Annotated in this window: 14 protein-coding genes; 5 read left to right on the top strand and 9 right to left on the bottom strand. The window is 69.4% G+C overall.

What is annotated here, in order from left to right; all coding sequences use genetic code 11:
• Nucleotides 1-105: 105 nt before the first annotated feature.
• Entirely contained in the window at nucleotides 106-2,355 is a 2,250-nt protein-coding gene (locus tag MX571_RS20380; protein ID WP_247420909.1) for an NADP-dependent malic enzyme, read from the bottom strand.
• Between the two features lie 148 nt (nucleotides 2,356-2,503).
• On the opposite strand from MX571_RS20380, the gene MX571_RS20375 reads away from it, so the two are divergent.
• On the top strand, nucleotides 2,504-3,475 hold the full coding sequence (locus MX571_RS20375) for an aldo/keto reductase (RefSeq protein WP_247420906.1): 972 nt from the start codon (nucleotides 2,504-2,506) through the stop codon (nucleotides 3,473-3,475).
• 46 nt (nucleotides 3,476-3,521) lie between these two features.
• Here MX571_RS20375 and MX571_RS20370 read toward each other — a convergent pair whose 3' ends face one another.
• From MX571_RS20370 to MX571_RS20355, 4 genes are all read right to left on the bottom strand, one after another.
• Nucleotides 3,522-4,292 (bottom strand): SDR family NAD(P)-dependent oxidoreductase, encoded by a 771-nt coding sequence (locus tag MX571_RS20370; RefSeq protein ID WP_247420903.1) that lies wholly within the window; start codon nucleotides 4,290-4,292, stop codon nucleotides 3,522-3,524.
• A 292-nt stretch (nucleotides 4,293-4,584) separates the two neighbouring features.
• Nucleotides 4,585-5,826, bottom strand: coding sequence for a mandelate racemase/muconate lactonizing enzyme family protein (locus tag MX571_RS20365; RefSeq protein WP_247420898.1), 1,242 nt, complete (start codon nucleotides 5,824-5,826; stop codon nucleotides 4,585-4,587).
• A gap of 222 nt (nucleotides 5,827-6,048) precedes the next feature.
• On the bottom strand, nucleotides 6,049-7,497 hold the full coding sequence (xacF, locus tag MX571_RS20360) for a 2,5-dioxovalerate dehydrogenase (RefSeq protein WP_247420895.1): 1,449 nt from the start codon (nucleotides 7,495-7,497) through the stop codon (nucleotides 6,049-6,051).
• Nucleotides 7,498-7,613: 116 nt separating this feature from the next.
• Complete coding sequence (locus tag MX571_RS20355; RefSeq protein ID WP_247420947.1) at nucleotides 7,614-9,869, bottom strand: glycoside hydrolase family 3 N-terminal domain-containing protein; 2,256 nt, start codon at nucleotides 9,867-9,869, stop codon at nucleotides 7,614-7,616.
• A gap of 211 nt (nucleotides 9,870-10,080) precedes the next feature.
• On the opposite strand from MX571_RS20355, the gene uxaC reads away from it, so the two are divergent.
• Together uxaC and MX571_RS20345 are read left to right on the top strand one after the other, a co-directional pair.
• Nucleotides 10,081-11,448 (top strand): glucuronate isomerase, encoded by a 1,368-nt coding sequence (gene uxaC / locus MX571_RS20350; RefSeq protein WP_247420892.1) that lies wholly within the window; start codon nucleotides 10,081-10,083, stop codon nucleotides 11,446-11,448.
• An 88-nt stretch (nucleotides 11,449-11,536) separates the two neighbouring features.
• Nucleotides 11,537-12,280 (top strand): ThuA domain-containing protein, encoded by a 744-nt coding sequence (locus MX571_RS20345; protein ID WP_247420890.1) that lies wholly within the window; start codon nucleotides 11,537-11,539, stop codon nucleotides 12,278-12,280.
• Nucleotides 12,281-12,342: 62 nt separating this feature from the next.
• On the opposite strand, the gene MX571_RS20340 is transcribed toward MX571_RS20345, so the two are convergent.
• Nucleotides 12,343-13,437 (bottom strand): Gfo/Idh/MocA family protein, encoded by a 1,095-nt coding sequence (locus tag MX571_RS20340; protein WP_247420878.1) that lies wholly within the window; start codon nucleotides 13,435-13,437, stop codon nucleotides 12,343-12,345.
• A gap of 143 nt (nucleotides 13,438-13,580) precedes the next feature.
• On the opposite strand from MX571_RS20340, the gene MX571_RS20335 reads away from it, so the two are divergent.
• Nucleotides 13,581-14,501 carry an NAD-dependent epimerase/dehydratase family protein gene (locus MX571_RS20335; RefSeq protein ID WP_247420875.1) on the top strand — a complete coding sequence of 307 codons (921 nt, stop codon included), beginning with the start codon at nucleotides 13,581-13,583 and terminating at the stop codon, nucleotides 14,499-14,501.
• A 427-nt stretch (nucleotides 14,502-14,928) separates the two neighbouring features.
• Nucleotides 14,929-16,020, top strand: a complete 1,092-nt coding sequence (gene gfo6, locus MX571_RS20330) for a D-xylose 1-dehydrogenase Gfo6 (RefSeq protein ID WP_247420865.1) — start codon at nucleotides 14,929-14,931, stop codon at nucleotides 16,018-16,020.
• Nucleotides 16,021-16,099: 79 nt separating this feature from the next.
• On the opposite strand, the gene MX571_RS20325 is transcribed toward gfo6, so the two are convergent.
• The 3 genes from MX571_RS20325 to MX571_RS20315 all read right to left on the bottom strand — a co-directional run bounded on the left by MX571_RS20325 (nucleotide 16,100) and on the right by MX571_RS20315 (nucleotide 19,326).
• Entirely contained in the window at nucleotides 16,100-18,307 is a 2,208-nt protein-coding gene (locus tag MX571_RS20325; RefSeq protein WP_247420862.1) for a glycoside hydrolase family 3 N-terminal domain-containing protein, read from the bottom strand.
• 94 nt (nucleotides 18,308-18,401) lie between these two features.
• Nucleotides 18,402-18,755: a hypothetical protein gene (locus tag MX571_RS20320; protein WP_247420859.1), complete on the bottom strand. Its 354-nt coding sequence runs from the start codon at nucleotides 18,753-18,755 to the stop codon at nucleotides 18,402-18,404.
• A 112-nt stretch (nucleotides 18,756-18,867) separates the two neighbouring features.
• Entirely contained in the window at nucleotides 18,868-19,326 is a 459-nt protein-coding gene (locus MX571_RS20315; protein ID WP_247420855.1) for a universal stress protein, read from the bottom strand.
• Between the last annotated feature and the right edge of the window lie 33 nt (nucleotides 19,327-19,359).

The following is a 19,359-nucleotide window of genomic DNA, read 5'->3' as shown; positions in this document are numbered from 1 at the left end:
GGCTCCTCTTGTCACACCAGCGACTTGAGGACTTCGGCCACACAGGCGTGGCACCGACCGCCGACGGGCGCGGACAGTCGACGCAACTCGACTCTCGGACGTGACTCAGACGTCCGACACCGCGACGGCCGCCAGGTTGACGACGTCCCGCACCTCGTCCCCGCGCTGGAGGACGTGGACGGGCTTGTCCATGCCGACGAGCATCGGGCCGATGGCGTCCGCACCGCCGAGGCGCTGGAGGAGTTTGTAGCCGATGTTCCCCGCTTCCAGGTTCGGGAACACCAGGACGTTCGCCGGTTCGTCCAGGTCCGAGAACTCGTAGGTGTCCGTGAGCATCTCCTCGACGACGGCCGTGTCGGCCTGCATCTCACCGTCGACCGGGAAGTCGACGTTCGGGTCCGAACGAAGCAGCTCGGCCGCGCGACGTGGCTTCGCCGTCCCCCGGTTCTCGACGCTGCCGAAGTCGGAGTACGACAGCAGGGCGGCCCGCGGGTCGACGTCGAACCGGCGAGCGAGGTCCGCGGTCAGCCTTGTGACTTCCGCGAGCACGTCCTCGTCGGGGTCCTGATTGACCGTCGCGTCCGCACAGAACACGACGCGGTTCCCGAAGGTGAGCAGGTAGACGCCCGCGACGTAGTCGACGCCCGGTGCGGTGCCGACCACTTGCAGCGGCGGGCGCAGTGCATTCGGATAGTGGTGGACGAGGCCGGTAAGCATCGCGTCGGCGTCGCCCGTCTCCACCATCACGCTCGCCAGGTAGTCGGCGTCGCCGCGGAGGAGTTCCTCGGCCTCCCGTCGGGTGAGCCCCTTCCGTTTGCGCAGTTCGTGCAGGCGGTCGGCGTAGCGGTCGACGTCGGCAGTTGCGGGGTCGACGACCTCGGGGTCGAACTCCAGGCCGAGGTCCGTCCGCGTGCGCTCGACGTCGGCGGCGTCACCGACGAGCACCGGATGGGCGATGCCCTGGGTCGTCAACTGGAACGCGGCACGGAGAATCTTCTCGTCGGCCCCCTGCGCGAGGACGACGCGCTTCGGGTCCGCCTTGGCCTTCCCCCGGACGACGCGCATCAGTTCGCGGTCCTTGCCGAGGCGCGCTTCGAGTCGCCGCGCGTAGGCGTCGAGGTCCGCCTCGTTCCGGGCGACGCCGGAGTCCATCGCGGCCCCGGCGACGGCGGGCGCGACTTCGAGGAGGACGCGCGGGTCGAGCGGTTTCGGGATGATGTACTCCGGACCGAACTGCAGCGGCTGGTCGCCGTACGCCTTCACGACGGCGTCGGGGACGTCCTGACGGGCGAGGTCCGCGAGCGCCTCGGCGGCCGCGACCTTCATCGCCTCGTTGATCTCGGTCGCGCGCACGTCGAGCGCACCGCGGAAGATGAACGGGAAGCCCAGCACGTTGTTGACCTGGTTCGGGTAGTCCGACCGACCGGTGGCCATGACGACCGTGTCGTCGCGGGCCGACTTGGCGGCCTCGTAGCCGATCTCCGGGTCCGGGTTTGCCATCGCGAAGATGATGGGATTCTCGGCCATCGACTGCACCATCTCCTGGGAGACGATGCCGCCCACCGACAGCCCGACGAGGACGTCCGCCCCCTCGATGGCGTCGGCCAGGTCGCCGCCCTCGGTGCCGGCCGCGAACCGGCGCGTGCGGTCGTTGAGGTCGTCGCGGTCGGGCGTGAGGATGCCGTCGATGTCGCACATCGTGATGTTCGCCGGCGGGATGCCGAGGTGGGTGTAGAACTCCGCGGTCGCCGTCGCCGCCGCACCCGCACCGGAGAACGCCACCTGGAGGTCCTCGACGTCCTTGCCGAGGATGTCGGTCGCGTTGAGCAGCGCCGCCCCGGAGATGATGGCGGTGCCGTGCTGGTCGTCGTGGAACACCGGGACGGACATCTCCTCGCGGAGGCGGCGCTCTATCTCGAAGCATTCGGGAGCCTTGATGTCCTCCAGATTCACTCCCCCGAACGTCGGTTCCATCGCCGCGACCGTCTCGACGAACTCGTCGACGTCGGGGGTGTCGAGTTCGACGTCGAACACGTCGATGTCGGCGAAGCGCTTGAACAGCACGCCCTTCCCCTCCATGACTGGTTTCGACGCCTGCGCGCCGATGTCCCCCAGCCCCAGGACCGCACTCCCGTTCGAGACGACGCCCACGAGGTTCCCCTTAGCGGTGTAGGCGTAGGCGTCGTCGGGGTCGTCGGCGATGGCCCGGCACGGGGCGGCGACCCCCGGCGAGTACGCCAGCGAGAGTTCCGCCTGACTGCTCGTCGGCTTGGTCGTGGCTATCTCCACCTTGCCCGGCGTCGGGCTGCGGTGGTAGTCGCGCGCATCGTCGTCCAGTTCGTCGCCGTCGGGCATTGTCGTGGTCGAACGAGAGTTGGCCGCCTCGACGCATAGTTCTTCCCTCACGGTCGCCAGGGGTGCGCTGTCCGGTCGCCCCGGTCGGAATCAGTCAGTTCTGCCGGGAGACGAAGCTAGTGGGCGATCCCACGCGAGTCGCCAGACGATGGAGTACACGACCCTCGGAGAGACGGGCGTGGAGGTCTCGCGCATCTGTCTCGGCTGCATGAGCTTCGGGCGCGGCGAACCGTGGATGCTGGACGACGAGGAGGCGACCGACCTCATCGACCGCGCTATCGACCTCGGCGTCAACTTCTTCGACACGGCCAACGCCTACTCCGGCGGCGAGAGCGAACGCATCCTCGGGAACGCGCTGGCGGGCCACGACCGCGACGAACAGGTCGTCGCGACGAAGGTGTTCTTCCCGGTCGAGGAGGGGCCGAACCGCTCGGGGCTCTCGCGGAAGACCGTCGAGCAGGAACTCGACGCCTCGCTCGGCCGACTCGGGATGGACACGATAGACCTCTACCAGATTCACCGCTGGGACGACGACACGCCCATCGAGACGACGCTCCGCGCCCTCGACGACGCGGTCCGCCGAGGAAAGGTACGCTACCTCGGCGCGTCCTCGATGTGGGCCTACCAGTTCGCTGACGCACTCCACGCCAGCGACCGCCTCGGCCTCGACCGGTTCGCGACGATGCAGGACCACTACAACCTCGCCTACCGCGAGGAGGAGCGCGAGATGCTCCCCCTCTGCCAGCAGGAGGGTGTCGGCGTGATTCCGTGGGGACCGCTCGGACAGGGCTACCTCGCACGGCCGCACGAGCAGCTAGAGACGACGACCCGCGCCGACCCCTCGAACGTCCACAACCCGACGCCGGAGTACGGCGCGGCGGGCGGCGAGGAGGTGAACGAACGCGTCGAGGAACTCGCCGAGGAGTACGGCGTGACGATGGCCCAGCTAGCCCTCGCGTGGCTGTTCCAGAACGAGTTCGTCGACGCCCCCATCGTCGGCACGACGAGCGTCGAGCACCTCGAACAGGCCGTCGAAGCGCTCGACGTGGACCTCTCGGCGTCGGACGTGGAGTACCTCGAAGCGCCGTACGAGCCGAAACCCGTCATCGGGCACGACTGAGACGGCGAGGTGGCGGTGGGATGGTTACCGTTCGGTCACGGCGCGTTCACTGCGCGCTGTTGTCGTAGCCGCCGTCGACGACCACCACCTCGCCCGTCGTGAACGAGGCGGCGTCGCTCGCGAGGTAGATGGCCGTCCCCGCTATCTCGTCGGGCGTGGCGACGCGTTCCATCGGCGTCCGCTCGTCGACGGTCTCGCGGAACTCGGTGCCGTCGTCGAGTTTCGGCCCCGCCATCTCCGTCTTGACGAACCCCGGCGCGATGGCGTTGACGCGAATCTCCGGGGCGAGGTCGGCCGAGGCAGCGCGCGTGAGGCCGTCCACGCCGCTCTTCGCCGCGACGTAGGAGGCCCGCTCCTCGCGGGCCTGTCCGGCCGACATCGAGGAGATGTTGACGATGCTCCCCTCGCCCATCACCCGGCCGAACACCTGACACGCCCGGAAGACGCCGGTGAGGTCCACCTCGATGTCCTGTGCCCACTCCTCCTCGGTCATCTCGGTGATGGAGGCCTCCGCGTTTACCCCGGCGGAGTTGACGAGCACGTCGATGGAGCCGAGCGTCTCCTCGGCGACGGCACACAGCTCCTCGACGGACTCGCGGTCGGTCACGTCGCAGGTGACCGCCGTCGTCGTCGCCCCGCGTTCGCGGAGCTCCTCGGTGACCTGTTCGACGCTCTCCTCGGTCCGGCTGGTCGCGACGACGTCCGCACCGTCCTCGGCGAACGCGAGGGCGATGGCGCGGCCGATGCCGCTCGTGCCGCCGATGACGACCGCTGACTTCCCGTCGACGCTGACCGCTGGCGTGGAGTCGCTGTCCATGAACACCGCAAGCGTCCGGTGGCGACCTCTTATGTCTACCTGTCCGTAGACTGTCCGTGCAGACGAACTATCGGCTCGTTGGTCGGAAGCGGGGTGGCCACGGCGACCGCTCTCGGCGCGACACCTCCCCTGTTCGACTCGGCCGACGCTTCGTCGGACGACGCCGAGACGAGCCCCGCGAGTTCGGCGTCGCTTCGCTCGGTCGAACTGTTCGAATCGGAGGTTCGCGGGCTCGACGCGGCTTACGCCTCGTCGAACGTGTCGGACCAGCGGTCCGCTGGCTCGACGACCATCAGGCTTCGTCGAACAGCGTCTCACCCTCGACCATGTGCTCCTCGACGGCGTCGAGGTCGAGCGTCAGGCCGAGACCGGGCTCCTCGGGGATGGCCATCCGACCCTCCTCGATGAGGTCCTCTTCCTCGACGAGGTCCTCCCACCAGCCGAGCTGGTAGGAGTGGAACTCGACGGCCAGCGAGTTCGGGATGACCGCGGCGACCTGCGCGCTCGCCATCGTCCCGATGGGCGAGGAGACGTTGTGCATCGCGACGGGGATGTAGTACGTGTCGGCCATGTCCGCTATCTTCCGCGTCTCGCGCATCCCGCCGACGCGGGGCAGGTCGGGCGCGACGATGTCGACGGCCTGCTCCTCGAAGAGGCGGCGGTGGCCGTGTTTGCGGTAGACGTTCTCCCCGACTGTGATGGGCGTCGTCGGCGCGGACTGCGTGACGGTCTTCTGGACGTCGTGGTTCTCCGGCGGGACCGGGTCCTCCAGCCACCAGACGTCGTAGTCCGCGAGTTCGGCACAGAGGCGCTTGGCGCTGCCCGCGGAGAACGACCAGTGGCAGTCGAACGCGACGTCGGCGCGGTCGCCGACCTCCTCGCAGACGGCCTCGACGATGTCGACCTTGTGCTGTATCTCCGGGCCGCGCAGGTGGCGGTTCGCGCGGTCCTTCTCGTGGCCCGAGGGGACGTCGAGGTCGAACTTCAGCGCGTCGTAGCCCAGTTCCTCGACCACCCGTTTCGCCTCGCGGGCGTTCGACGCCGGTTCGGACTCGTCGCCCGCGTGGCAGTCACAGTAGATGCGCACCTCGTCGCGGTACTTCCCCCCCAGGAGCTGGTACGCCGGGATGTCGAGTACCTTCCCGGCGATGTCGTGGAGCGCGATCTCGATGCCCGAGATGCCCGAGACGACCTTCCCGGAGATGGAGCCCTCGCCGGACATCTTCTGGATGAGGTGTTCGTAGAGGCGGTCGATGTCGAGCGGGTTCTCGCCGATGATGAAGGGGGCCATCCGCTCGATGATCTCGGCGTCGCCGCCGCCCCAGTAGGACTCGCCGGTGCCGACGATGCCCGCGTCGGTGTAGACGCGGACGAGAATCCAGGGGTAGTTCCCGTCGACGAGCGTCGTCTGGACGTCCGTTATCTCGACGTCGCGGCCGCCGCCTCGCTTCGCCTCGAGGCCCATCGACTCCGCCGACAGGTCCCGCATGGTGTACTCTGCGTTCGGATCGCGAAGGCTCCGATAGTTCGGCATACACCTCCGACATCTGTGGCGGAGTATTTCACGTTTGGCATCGATAGAGCGACCGAGACGGCCACAGTCGTCACTCTCGCGGGTCGACATCGGACGGGACGGGCCCGTCCGTCAGACCGCGTCGGTCGACCGGTCGCACGCGACGACGCCGTGTCGTCTGCCATCCCGTCGAGAGCGCGTGGCGACGCGACGGCTTCGGCGACGACTACACCGCTGACCGTCTCAGAACTCGTCGTAGACGGTCCGCTGGATGGTGTAGAAGTCGATGCCGGCGTCACCCTGTTCGCGCCACGTCTCGGTAGAGGACTGCTTGAACCCGCCGAACGGGACGTGCAGTTCGAGGCCGGTCGTCTTCGCGTTCACCTTCGCGACGCCCGACTCCACCTCGTGGACGAACCGCTCGGCCTCCTCGTGGTCGTTCGTGACGATGCTGGCGGAGAGGCCGTACTGGGAGTCGTTGGCCGTCTCCAGCGCCTCCTCGAAGTCGGCGACCTCCGTGACCGAGACGAGGGGGCCGAACACCTCCTCCTGGAAGATGCGGAAGTCGCGCTCGACGCCGCTGAAGACGGTCGGTTCGACGTAGTAGCCGTCGCCCAGGTGCTCGCCTTCGGGCTGGCCGCCGCCGGTCTCGAGCGTCGCCCCCTCCTGCTCCGCGACGTCGACGTAGTCGAGGGTGCCCTCCAGTTCGGACTCGCTGACCTGCGGGCCCATGTCGTACTCGTCGCCGGGACCGATATCGATGTCCTCGGCGCGGGCGACGAGGGCGTCGACGAACTCGTCGTGGACCGACTCGTGGACGATGGCGCGCGAGCAGGCGGTGCAGGCCTGCCCGGTGACGCCGAACGCGCCGTTCGCGACGATGTCGGCGGCCTGTTCGACGTCGGCGCTCTCGCCGACGACGGTCGGGTTCTTGCCGCCCATCTCGCACTGCGCGCGCTTGCCGGCGTCCGTCGCGGACTGGTACACCTGCTGGCCGACCTCGGTCGACCCGGTGAACGAGACGGCGTCGACCTCTTCGTGTTCGATAAGCGGCGGACCGAGTTCCGACCCCTTGCCGGTGACGACGTTGACGACGCCGTCCGGGATGTCGGCCTCGTCGAGCGCTCCCGCGAGGGCGAGGGCCGTCCCTGGCGCGAGTTCGGCGGGCTTCAGGACGACCGTGTTGCCCGTCGCGAGCGCCGGGGCCATCTTCCACGCCGGGATGGCGATGGGGTAGTTCCACGGCGTGATGAGGCCCGCGACGCCGACCGGCTGGTCGACGGTGTAGAGGTCGGTGCCCGCGCTGCTCGCGGACTTCCGGCTCCCACCCAGGTCGCGGGTCTTCTCGGCGTAGTAGTAGAAGATGTCGATGGCCCGCTGTACCTCGCCGCCGGCCTCGCCGCTGGTCTTCCCCTCCTCGCGGACGAGCAACTGCGTCAGCTCCTCCTTCCGCTCGGCGAGGTTCGCCGCCGCCTCGCGGAGGATAGCCCCGCGCTGCGGGGCCGGCATCGTCGCCCACTCCTCGCTGGCGTCGGCCGCCGCCTCGACGGCCGACTCCACGTCGGCGGCCGTCGACCGCTGGTACTCGGCGACGACCTCGTCGGGGGCCGCCGGGTCGGTACACTCGAACGTCTCGCCGTTCTCGGAGTCGCTCCACTCTCCGTTCACGTAGTTCTGCTGCGTACTGGTCACAGGCGAGGCATTGCTCCACCGGTACACGACTCTTACGATTGCGGAGAAAACGCCCACTGGGCGGCTCGAACGGCTCCGTCGGTGACACGTTCGGGGAACGACCGGAGACTGCGCCCCTACTGCGGCTCGACGGACGTCTCGGCGAAGTACGTCCGACCGGTCCGCGGGACGGCCTTCGTGTCCGTCACCTCGACGGACGCGCTCGCGGCGACATCGGCGGCCGAGTGGCCGACGCGGAGTTCGTACGGACCCTCGTGCACGGTGAGGTCCATGGCCTGGTCGTGGTACGCCAGTTGCGTCGCGTCCACCTGGAACGAGACGCGGGCGGACTCACCGGCGTCGAGCGAGACGCGCTGGAACCCCGTCAGCTCCTGGACTGGGCGGGCCTGGTCGGGCGACTCGGCGCGGGCGTACAGCTGGACCACGTCGGTCCCCGCCCGGTCGCCGACGTTCGTGACGGTGACGCTCGCGGTGACGGACCCGGACGGGTGGAGTCGACTCGACGAGCAGTCGAAGTCGTCGTACTCGAAATCGGTGTAGCTCAGACCGTGGCCGAACGGGAACAGCGGCGAACTCTCCGTCGAGACGTAGTCCTTGGTCGCGGAGTTGGGCCGGCGGCTGTAGTGGACCGGCAGCTGGCCGACCGAGCGCGCGAACGAGACCGGGAGGTGGCCGGCGGGGTTGTAGTCGCCGAACAGCACGTCCGCGACGGCCGTGCCGCCCTCCTCGCCGGGGAGCCACGCCTGCAGGACCGCCGGGACCGTCTCGGCGACCCACTCGATGGCGTGGGGCTTCCCGCTGACGACGACGACGACCAGCGGCGTCCCCGTCTCGTGGAGTCGCTCGACGAGGTCCTGCTGGACGCCGGGAAGTCGGAGGTCGGTGACGTCAGAGCCCTCGCCGCTCGTCGGGAGCGTCGGGTTGTCGGCGTCGTCGACGTCGCGTTCCGACAGGTCGACGGCCGAGCGCGCGCCGACGAACGCCAGCGCCACGTCCGCGTCCGCCGCCGCGTCCGCGGCCGCGTCGAACCCCTCGGTGCTCGGGCCGGTCGTCGTACAGCCGTCCTCATGCGTGACGTCGAACCCGTCCGCGTCCGCCCGCGCCTCGACGGCGTCGAGCGGCGTCGTGGCGTTCGTCGCCACCTCCTGCTCGGGGTAGTGAGCGGCGTAGGCGTAGTCGCCCATCATCTCCGGGCCGTCGTCCGCCTTCGGGCCGACGACGGCGACGGAGTCGAGGCCAGCGTCGAGGGGGAGCAGGTCGTCGTCGTTCTTCAGGAGCACTATCGACTCGCGGGCCGCGCGCTCGGTGAGGTCGGTCGCAGCGTCGGTGTGGAACGCGTCGGCTGCCGCGTCGGCGTCGACGGTCGGCTCGTCGACGACGCCCTTCTCGAACTTCGTCCGGAGGACGCGCCGGACGGCCTCGTCGAGCGTCGCCTCCGCGAGTTCGCCGGCCTCGACGGCCTCGACGAGGTGCTCGCCGTAGCAGTCGGTCGCGGGCAGTTCCACGTCGATACCGGCTTCGAGCGCCGCCACCCCGGACTCGCGGTCGGAGTCGGTGACGCCGTGCTCCTCCCGCAGGAAGTCGATGCTGTAGTAGTCCGAGACGACGGTACCGTCGAAGCCGAACTCGCCGCGCAGCACGTCGGTCAGCAGCCACTCCGAACTCGCACAGGGGACGCCGTCGATGTCGTGGTAGGCGTTCATCACCGACTCGGCGTCCTGGGTCGCGATGACGGCCTCGTAGGGGAACAGGTGCGTCTCGCGGAGTTCGCGGCGACCCAGGTTCACCGAGGTCCGGTTGCGTCCGCCCTCGGTCGCACCGTGGGCGGCGAAGTGCTTCAGCGTCGCCGAGATACCCTCCTCGACGGAGTCGCCCTGGAGCCCCGAGACGTACCCGCTCGCCATCGCCGCGACGAGGTACGGGTCCTCGCCGAACGTCTCCTCGACGCGCCCCCACCGCAGGTCGCGGGCCACGTCGAGCACCGGTGAGAGCGCGTGTCTCGTCCCGATGGCCTCCATCTCCGAGCGGACGGTGGCGGTGACCTCCGCCATCAGGTCCGGGTCCCACGTGCTCGCCATCCCGATGGACTGGGGGAACGTGGTGCCCTCCGGACCCATGTAGCCGCTGAGACACTCCTCGTGGGGAATCGCGGGGACGCCGAGCCGTGTCTCGGCGAGGACGTCCTGCAGTTCGTTGGTGACCCGCGCCGCGTCGGTCGGCGAGAGACCGCCCTCGCCCCCGATGCGCGTCAGGTGGCCCATCCCCTCCGAGAGCAGGTCCTCGGCGGTCTCCCGGTCGAGTTCGCCATCGTCGTCGAGCAGCAGGTCCGCGTTGACCGAGCCGAGCTGTGCCGCCTTCTCCGCGAGCGTCATCCGTGAGAGCAGGTCCTCGACGCGCCGTTCAGTGGGTGCGGACTCGTCGCTGTACACCGCGTCCGCTGGAGCCTCGTGCATTACAGTCTGCGGCTTCAGCGGGCCACGGCTTAACGATTCGGTCCTCCTCCGACTCCGCGCCGAGACCACCGTCGGTGGAACGCCGTGACCTCCACGTTTTTGTCACCGCTGGCCGTCGGTCCAGTCGACAATGGGGTTCCTCGACGAGCGCTACCTCCTCGACTCGGAGACCGCTCACGACATCTACGAGCGTATCGCCGACCTGCCGATCGTCGACCCGCACAGCCACCTCGACGTCCGAGAGGTCGTCGAGAACGAGGGCTGGGACGACGTCTGGGCGGTCGAGGGCGCGACCGACCACTACGTCTGGGCCGCGATGCGCAAGCGGGGCGTCCCCGAGGAGCGCATCACGGGCGACGCCTCGAACCGCGAGAAGTGGACCGCGCTCGCCGAGGTGTTCCCGGACCTCGCGGGCAACCCGACCTACGAGTGGGTCCACCTCGACCTGAAGCGGCGGTTCGGCATCGAGACGCCCATCTCCGCCGAGACGGCCGACGACATCTGGGAGGAGACGGCTCGCCAGCTCGACGCCGACGAGAAGCGCCCGCAGGAACTGCTCCGCGAGATGAACGTCGAGGTGGTCTGCAGCACCGACGACCCCACCTCGTCGCTCGACCTGCACGACCGCGCCGCGCGCGAGGTCGAGGGCGTCGACGTCCTCCCGACGTGGCGCGCCGACCGCGCGGTTCACGTCGGCCACCGCGACTGGGGCGACTTCGTCCGGGAACTGGCCGACGCGACCGGCGTCGAGACGGGTGACTTCGAGGGGTTCCTCGACGCCCTCGCCGCCAGCCACGACCACTTCGCCGCCCACGGCTGCCGGGCCAGCGACCTGAGCGTCCGCGAACCCGTCTCCCGGCCGGTCGAGCGCTCGCGCGCCGCCGACATCTACGCGGCCGAGCGCCGCGGCGAGACGCTCTCCGACGAGCAGGTCCGCGAGTTCGAGGCGTTCGTGCTGGAGTACATCGGCGAACTGAACGTCGAGACGGACTGGGTCACGCAGCTCCACATCGGCCCGGTCCGCGACTACCGCGACGACCTGTTCGAGCGGCTGGGGTCGGCCGCGGGCGGCACCGTCACGACCGGCGAGGTGGAGATAGCGGAGGGCCTGCGACACTTCCTCAACGCGTTCGACGGCGACCTGGATATCGTCCTCTACGTCGTCGACCCGACCCACTACCCGACCGTCACGACCATCGCGCGCGCGTTCCCGAACGTGAGCGTCGGCCCCGCCTGGTGGTTCAACGACAGCCCCGTCGGGATGGAGCGCCAGCTGGAGTACGTCGGGTCGGTCGACCTGCTCGCCAACCACGCCGGGATGGTCAGCGACTCGCGGAAACTGCTGTCGTTCGACTCCCGGTTCGAGATGTTCCGCCGCACGCTGGCGAACGTCCTCGGAACGCAGGTCGAGCAGGGCCGGATGCCGACGGACGTCGCGCACGACCTGGCCGAACACGTCGCGTACGACCGCCCGAAGGAGCTGTTCGGGTTCGAGTAGGCCGGCGTCCTCGGGCAGCGAACTCCCAGTTTTCGACGCCGATTGCCGCTTCGGCAACCAGTTTCGAGCGCTCCCGCCACGGTCAGGTATGACGCAGACGGTCACGGTCTGGAACGAGTACGTCCACGAACGCGAAGACGACGAGGTGGCGGCCATCTACCCCGACGGCATCCACGGGACTATCGCCGACGCGCTCGCCGAACGGGGGTTCGACACGCAGACGGCGACGCTACAGGAGCCAGCGCACGGCCTGACGGAGTCGGTGCTGGCCGACACCGACGTCCTCGTCTGGTGGGGACACGTCGCCCACGACGAGGTGAGCGACGAGGTGGCCGACCGCGTCGCCGACCACGTCCGCGGCGGGATGGGCCTGCTCCTCCTCCACTCGTCGGCGCTGTCGAAACCGTTCCGGCGACTGCTCGGGACCACGGGGTCCCTGAAATGGCGCGAGGCAGACGAGCGCGAACGGCTGTGGGTGACCGACCCCGGCCACCCCATCGCCGCCGGCGTCGACGACTGCATCGAACTGGAGCGGACGGAGATGTACGGCGAACCGTTCGACGTGCCGACGCCCGACTCGGTGGTGTTCACCTCGTGGTTCGAGGGTGGCGAGGTGTTCCGCTCGGGGTGTTGCTGGCGGCGTGGGAAGGGCCGCGTCTTCTTCTTCCGACCCGGTCACGAGACGCTCCCCATCTACCACGATTCCGAGGTCCAGCACGTCCTGGCGAACGCCGTCGAGTGGGCGACGCCCGTCGACGACGTTGGCGAGCACGTCCCCCCGAACCTCCAGAACGTCGAGCCTCGCGAAGCCATCGAGGGGTACGACGGCTGACTGGGAGCCAGCACCCGCGACGACACCTCGTGAGGACACGCTCGTGACTGCCGCGACCTATCTCAGACCTCTCGGGCCGCGGTCTCGACGTCGGCGAGGAGCGACGGCACGTCGACCGCCTCGCCGGTCTCGGCGCTCTCGATGGCGGCGAACACGGTGGCCATCGACCGCAGGTTGTCCCGCGCGTTCGTCTCCATCGCGTCGCCGCCCGAACACCAGTCGGCGAACTGCTCGACGAGCCACGCGTTGCCCCACTTCGCCCGCTCGTCGAGGGGTATCGGCGTCCCCTCTTCGAAGCGGGTGCCCCCAGTGAACCCCTCCGCGTCGCGGTCGTACGGGAACGCCCGCAGTTCGTGGCCGTCGAGCGCCAGCGTCGCGTCCACGCAGTCGACGCGAACGTGCTCCGCGCCCCACCCGTTGAACGTCGCCGCGACGGTGTTCAGCCCTTCGTAAGTGACGCTCGTCCCCCCCTCGGTGACGAGGTGGACGGTCGCGTTCGGCGCACCCGCGAACTCGGAGTGTTCGGGGTTCCAGGCGTTGCAGAACACCGTCCGAACCCGGTCGTCGACCAGGTCCGCGAGCAGGTCGAGGTGGTGGATGGCCCCCTCGACGAGCATCGGGTGGTGTTCCTCGTCGTACAGTCGCTCGGGCTTCCAGGTGCCGTAGGAGCGAGCGTTGGTCGCGTATCGGCAGTAGCAGTTGTCGACCGGACCGTACTCGCCCGAGCGGACGTGCCGGCGGAGGGTCCGCACGTCCCGACGGAACCGCTGGGTCATCGTCACGCCGACCTTCAGACCCGCGTCCTCGGTGCGCTGAACGATGCGCGCCGCACTCTCCATGGCGTGGGCCAGCGGTTTCTCACAGAGCAGGTCGAGTCCGTGTTCGACCGCGAGGTCCACCAGCGGTTCGCGGACGTGCGGCGGGACGACGAGCGCCAGCGCGTCGGCCTCCCGTTCCTCGATGGCTGCCTCGGTGGAGGCGTAACAGCGCTCGGATGGGAGGTCGAGCAGTTCGCGGCCGCGTTCGAGCGCCTCCTCGTCGGGGTCGACGGCCGCGACCACCTCGACGGTGCCGTCCGCCTCGTTCGCCGGGAGGAACTCCCGCGCCCACGCCGCACCCTGATTACCGGTGCCGACCAGCACGATTCGAATCGTCACGGCGGGACGTTCGCGACGGTGCGGTTCACCCTACGGGAACCGGCAATCCGACGTCGTGGTGGCGTCACCTCTCAGCTATCCAGCGGCCTCACGCCCTCGCCGGTGTCCGTGGATTGAAGCACGCGACCGTCCACTCACGGACGATGAGCGACCATTCAGACGTGGTAGCCGTGACCGGCGGCCTCGGCGGCGTCGGGCGCTGGGTCGTCGACCGACTCGCGACCGACGGGAGCGACGTCGTCTGTATCGACCGGTACACGCCCGACGAACGCGTCGAGAACGTCGACTTCTACGAGGCGGACCTCACCGACGCGGGCGAGACGCTCGAACTGCTCGACAGCGCCGACCCGGACGCCGTGGTCCACCTCGCCGCCATCCCCGACCCGACCTCGCACGCCGGGTCGCGCGTCTTCTCGAACAACACGCTCTCGACGTACAACGTCCTCACCGCGGCGGGTCGCGTTGGTGCGCGCGTCTCGTGGGCGTCCAGCGAGTCCGCCTACGGGTTCCCCTTCTCGGAGGACCTCCTGCTGCCCGACTACCTCCCCATCGACGAGTCCCACCCGATGCGCCCGGAGGACCCCTACGGCACGTCGAAGGTGGCGGGGGAGGAGGTCGCCGAGATGGTGGTCCGGCGCTACGGGGTCCAGGTCGCCTCGATTCGCCCCTCGTGGGTGCAGTACCCCGGCGCGTACCAGACCACCGCCAACCGCGAGGCTGTCGACATCGGGGCCATCGAACCGGGCACCCGCCCGCCCGGCGTCGGCAACTTCTGGTCGTACGTCGACGTCCGCGACCTCGCCGACCAGTTCGTCCGGTCGATTCGGACGGACCTCGACGGCCACGAACCGTACCTCGCTCACGCGCCGGACAACTACGCGGGCGTCGACACCGAGCGCCTGTTCGAGGCGGTGACGGGCGGCGACCTGCCCGACCCGTTCGACGTCGAGGGCGAGGAGTGCGCGTTCACGACGGCGAAGGCACGGGAGGACCTCGGCTGGGAGGCGGAGCACACCTGGCGGGACGCCCGGAACGAGTCCGTCGACGGCCCGTCGTTCGGCTGAGGCGACGCGCTCGGGATGCTCGGGCGGTCGGACACTCGGGGACTCCGGACTCGTGAGTGCAGAGGGCCGTCGACGGACGCGCCGCTATCCGCGACGAACCTGGACACAGACCGCGGTCGAGGCCGTCGCATGGTGGGGCGCTCGGTGTCGTCTCGGCGTCGGCCGAACCGCGTCGCGTCAGTCGGCGCCGTGGGGCGGGGCGAACCCGCACTCCCCACAGACGACGTCGCCGCGACTGGTCCGTTCGACCCTTCCGCTACACTGCGGGCAGTCCGATACCATCGGTCGACACTGGGTGGCCAGCAGTACTTGGCTCTTGGTGATACGGCAGCGGTAGGCTACAGGCCGCGCGCTCGACGACGGTCACCCATCGCGAGAATCGACCGGAGTACGAGCCTATTTGTACGCGACGGACACAGGAGCGAGTATGATGTTCGAGCAAGGGGTCGACGGGTTCGACCGGCGGGACTGGCAGCGCTCGGAGGACGGGACCGTCCGCTTCGCACTGGTCGGCCTCGGCTGGTGGACGCGAGAGGAGGCCATGCCCGCCATCGAGTCGTCGACGTTCTGCGAGACGACCGTCGTCGTCAGCGGGTCACACGAGAAGGCAGACCGCGTCGCCGCGGACACCGACACCGTCACCGACGCGCTCACCTACGACGAGTTCCTCGACGGCGAGGCCAGAGACGCCTACGACGCCGTCTACGTCGTCACGCCGAACGCCCTCCACCTGCCGTACGTCGAGGCCGCCGCGGAGTACGGGAAGGCCGTGCTCTGCGAGAAACCCATCGAGGCGAGCGTCGAGCGCGCCGAACGGGTCGTCGCGGCGGCCGAGTCGGGAGACGTCCCGCTGATGGTCGCCTACCGGATGCAGACCGACCCGGCGGTCCGGCGGGCGCGGGAACTCGTCCGCGACGGCGAAATCGGCGACCCGGTGCAGGTCCACGGCCACATGTCCCAGCGACTCATGGAGGTCATCCCGGACCCCGACCAGTGGCGGCTGGACCCCGACCTCACCGGCTACGGCGCGACCGTGATGGACCTCGGCATCTACCCGCTCAACACCGCGCGGTTCGTCCTCGACGCCGACCCGGTGTCGGTCGGCGCGCAGTTCACCGCCGAACACGAGGCGTTCGCCGACGTCCCCGACGAACACGCCAGTTTCGAGGCCACCTTCGACGACGGGACGGAAGTGAGCTGTACCGCGAGTCAGAACGCCCAGCGCGCCAGCAGCTTCCGCGTCGTCGGCACCGAGGGCGAAATCCTGCTCGAGCCCGTCTTCTACCCCGACCAGACGAGGTTCATGACCGTCCGCAGTGGCGAACAGCGCGTCGAGGTACAGGTGCCGCCGGTGAATCAGATGACCGAGGAGTTCGACTACTTCGCGGACTGCCTGCTCTCCGGGGCGTCACCCCACCCGGACGGCGAACACGGACTGGCCGACCTGCGAGCCATCGCCGCCGTCTACGAGGCGGCCGACACCGGCGAGCGCGTCGTGGTCGGGTCGAACCGGAACTGACGGCAGTACGGCGGCGAACCTCCTCGCAGTGCTCGCGCATTTCTTCGCACAGGAATACCGACGGTCCCCGGTCCCGCGACTACATCGACGAGCGCGATTCCACGGTCAGCTCCACCCGCTCGTCGGCGCACTCGAAGACGAACGCCCCCGGTTCGACCCGCTCGTAGTCCCGCCCGTGGACCGCGAGGTCCTCGACCGCGACGTCCATCGAGAGCGTCGTCTCCTCGCCGGGGTCGAGCCGTGCCTTCGCACAGCCGACGTGCTCGCGGACGGGCGTCACCCGCGAACTGACGACGTCCTCGACGAACAGGTCGACCGCGCGTGCGCTCGAGCGCTCGCCGAGGTTCTCGACGGTCACCGACGCGGTGACCGTCCCGGCCGTGCCGACCGTCGCCGACGACAGGCGCAGGTCACGCACCTCGAAGTCGGTGTAGGTCAGGCCGTGGCCGAACGCGTACAGCGGGTCGTACGAGGGCGGGTGCTCGGCGTCGCCGATGGGCGTCGGGTGGCGCAGGTGGTCGAACCGCGTCGGCAGGTGACCGGTCGAGCGGGGGACCGAGATGGGTAACCGGCCGCTCGGGTCGTTCCGGCCGAACAGCGTCTCCGCGACGGCCGTCCCGCCGTCCATGCCGGGATAGTACGCGAACAGGACTCCGGGGACGTGCTCTGCTGCCCACGGAATCGACAGCGGACGGCCCGCTATCACCACGAGCGCCGTCGGCGTCCCCGTCTCCGTCACCGCCTCCAGCAGGTCGCGCTGGGCAGGAGGCAGTTCCAGTTGCGTCCGGGTCGGGAACTCGCCGGTCGGCTGGCTCACCTCGCGGGGGCCGAACTCGTGGAGGTACCAGTCCTCGCCGAGGACGACGACGGCGGCGTCGGCGTCGCTGGCGGCGTCGGCCGCCGCCTCCACGTCGAGTCGTTCGGTGATGCTCGCGCCCTGTTCGTAGGTCACGCGTTCCTCGCCGACGACGGCCTCGATGCCCTCTCGGACCGTCACGCCCTCCAGGTTCGACTCGTCCATCACGCTCCACCCGCCGAACTGGTGGTGCAGGTCGTCGGCGTTCGGTCCGGTGACGAGCACGTCGTCGACCGACTCGTCGAACGGGAGCGTGCCGTCGTTCTCCAGCAGCGTCATCGAGTCGCGGGCGGCGTCCAGCGACAGGTCGCGGTGGGCCGCGCAGCCGACGTCCTCGCCGACGCGCTCCGGGTCGACGTACGGGTCCTCGAACAGGCCGAGCGAGGCCTTCAGTTCGAGGACCGCCCGGGCGCTCTCGGTGAGCCGGCGCTCGGAGAGCTCCTCGTTCCTGACGAGTTCGCAGAGCGTCTCGGCGTAGTCGGGACCGCCGACGGAGACCAGGTCGAGGCCCGCTTCGAACGCCTGCCGTGCGGCGGTCGACCGCGAGTCGGCCGTGCGGTGGTACTGGTAGAGGTGGTCGACACCGCCCCAGTCGGACGTGACGACGCCGTCGAAGCCGAACTCGCCGCGCAGCAGGTCCGTCAGGAAGCGCTCGGAGGAGTGCCCCGGTTCGCCGTCGATGGAGTTGTAACAGGGCATCACCACGTCCGCGGCGTCGAGGACGCGCTCGAACGGCGGGAGGAAGTCCCGCCGGAGCGACGACTCCGAGACGTCGACGGCCGAGGCGTCCTCGCCGCGCGCTGGCTGGCCGTACGCCGGGAAGTGCTTCGCCGTGACCCCCATCGGGTCGTCCGGTGCGTGGAGCCCTCGAATCTCGGCCGCCGCGAGTTCGCCACAGAGGTACGCGCTCTCGCCGTACGTCTCGAAGACGCGCCCCCAGCGCTGGTCGCGGGCGACGTCGCAGGTCGGCCCGTAGTTCAGCGTCGCGCCCGTCGCCGTCAGTTCCCGCGACGTGGCCGTTCCGGCGCGTTCGACGAGGTCAGGGTCACGCGTCGCCGCCATGCCGATGCTGTGGGGGAACACCGTGGCGCCGTTGATGTACGCGTGGCCGTGGACGGCGTCGACGGGGACGAGCAGCGGGATGCCGAGCCTGGTCTCCTCGACGGCGACCCGCTGGAGTCGGTTCGCCGTCTCCACCGCCAGTTCGGGGTCGTCGCGCGTCGAGATGCCGATACCGAACGGTGAGACGGCACCGACGCCGGAGTCGACGATCTCTCGCTCGACGTCTTCGGGCGAGCGTTCGGCCTCGCCGAGTTTCCCGACGAAACTCCCGACGAGCTGTCCCGCCTTCTCTTCGAGCGTCATCTCCTGTAGCAGGTCGTCGATGGTCGAGGCCGACGCCTCGGGGACCGACCCGTCCTCGTGTGTCATCGTAGTTCGACCTCGCCGGGTGTGACTATAAAACCGGGCGGACGGCGGGGAGATGGCCTGCTATCCACCGGACCGTCCTGGCCGACCGGCCGTGTCAGTCGTCGGGGTCGCCCTGTCGGTCGAGGATGTCCACGAGTCGGTCCGCGAACATCACCGTCCGCGTGGGGAGCCCGTACCGCTCGGTCTCCATGCCGTACTCCCGGAGGTCCGCGACGAGGTCGTCGGTGTGGGTCAGCGTCGTCGCCGTCTCGCGGACGTCCACGTCGAGGCGCCCCTGGTCGTCGGTGTCGAGCCACGGCTGTGTCCGCTGGCGCTCGTCGTACGTGATGGTGTACGTCTCGCCGCCGACGGCGTCCACGACGTCGTCGACGGTCCCGACCTCCAGCCGGTCGTCGTCGCCGACGAGGAACAGCGTCCCGTCCCGACACTCGGGTTCGTACCGCGTCATGGCCGTCGTCGGTCGTGGGTCGGGCGGTGGGTCGGTCGATGGGTCTGTGTCGTCGTTCCGTGAGTCGACCTCACCGACCGGCGACTGGCGTCGAGTGACGGGGCGACTCGGTTCATCCGAGGCGAACCGTCACCTCCCCGTCGAAGTTCAACAGCACCTTCTGAACGGTGTCCCCGAACAGCACCTTCCCGGTCGGCGACCGTCGCTTCCCGGCGACGAAGACGTGATCGCAGTCGTGTTCGTCCGCGGCCGCGAGTATCTTCGACGCCCGGTCGCCTTCCTCCGTCACGACGCCGATGGTCTCGTAGTCGAACGGTGGGTCGTCGAACACCTCCGCGACGGTCCGTTCGAGGCGGGAGTGAACCGCCCCCATCGCGTCGGTCTTGCCGTAGGAGGTGTCCTCGACCTTCCCGATGGCGTCGAGCGCGGCCCTCGTCTCGTCGAACTCGTCGGGGTCGAGACTGGAGAACAGGTAGAGGTTCGCACCGACGCCGGCGGCGATGTCACCCGCCGCCCGGAGCAGTCGGTGGCTCTGTTCGCTATCGTCGACGACGACGAGGGCACGGTCCATGAGCCGTGGTACCGCTTCGATAACTAAAACGTT

Source organism: Halomarina salina, assembly GCF_023074835.1.
GTDB classification, from domain to species: domain Archaea; phylum Halobacteriota; class Halobacteria; order Halobacteriales; family Haloarculaceae; genus Halomarina; species Halomarina salina.
The sequence above is the reverse complement of the archived record's forward strand: the minus strand, read 5'-3'. Positions and strand labels throughout refer to the sequence as shown.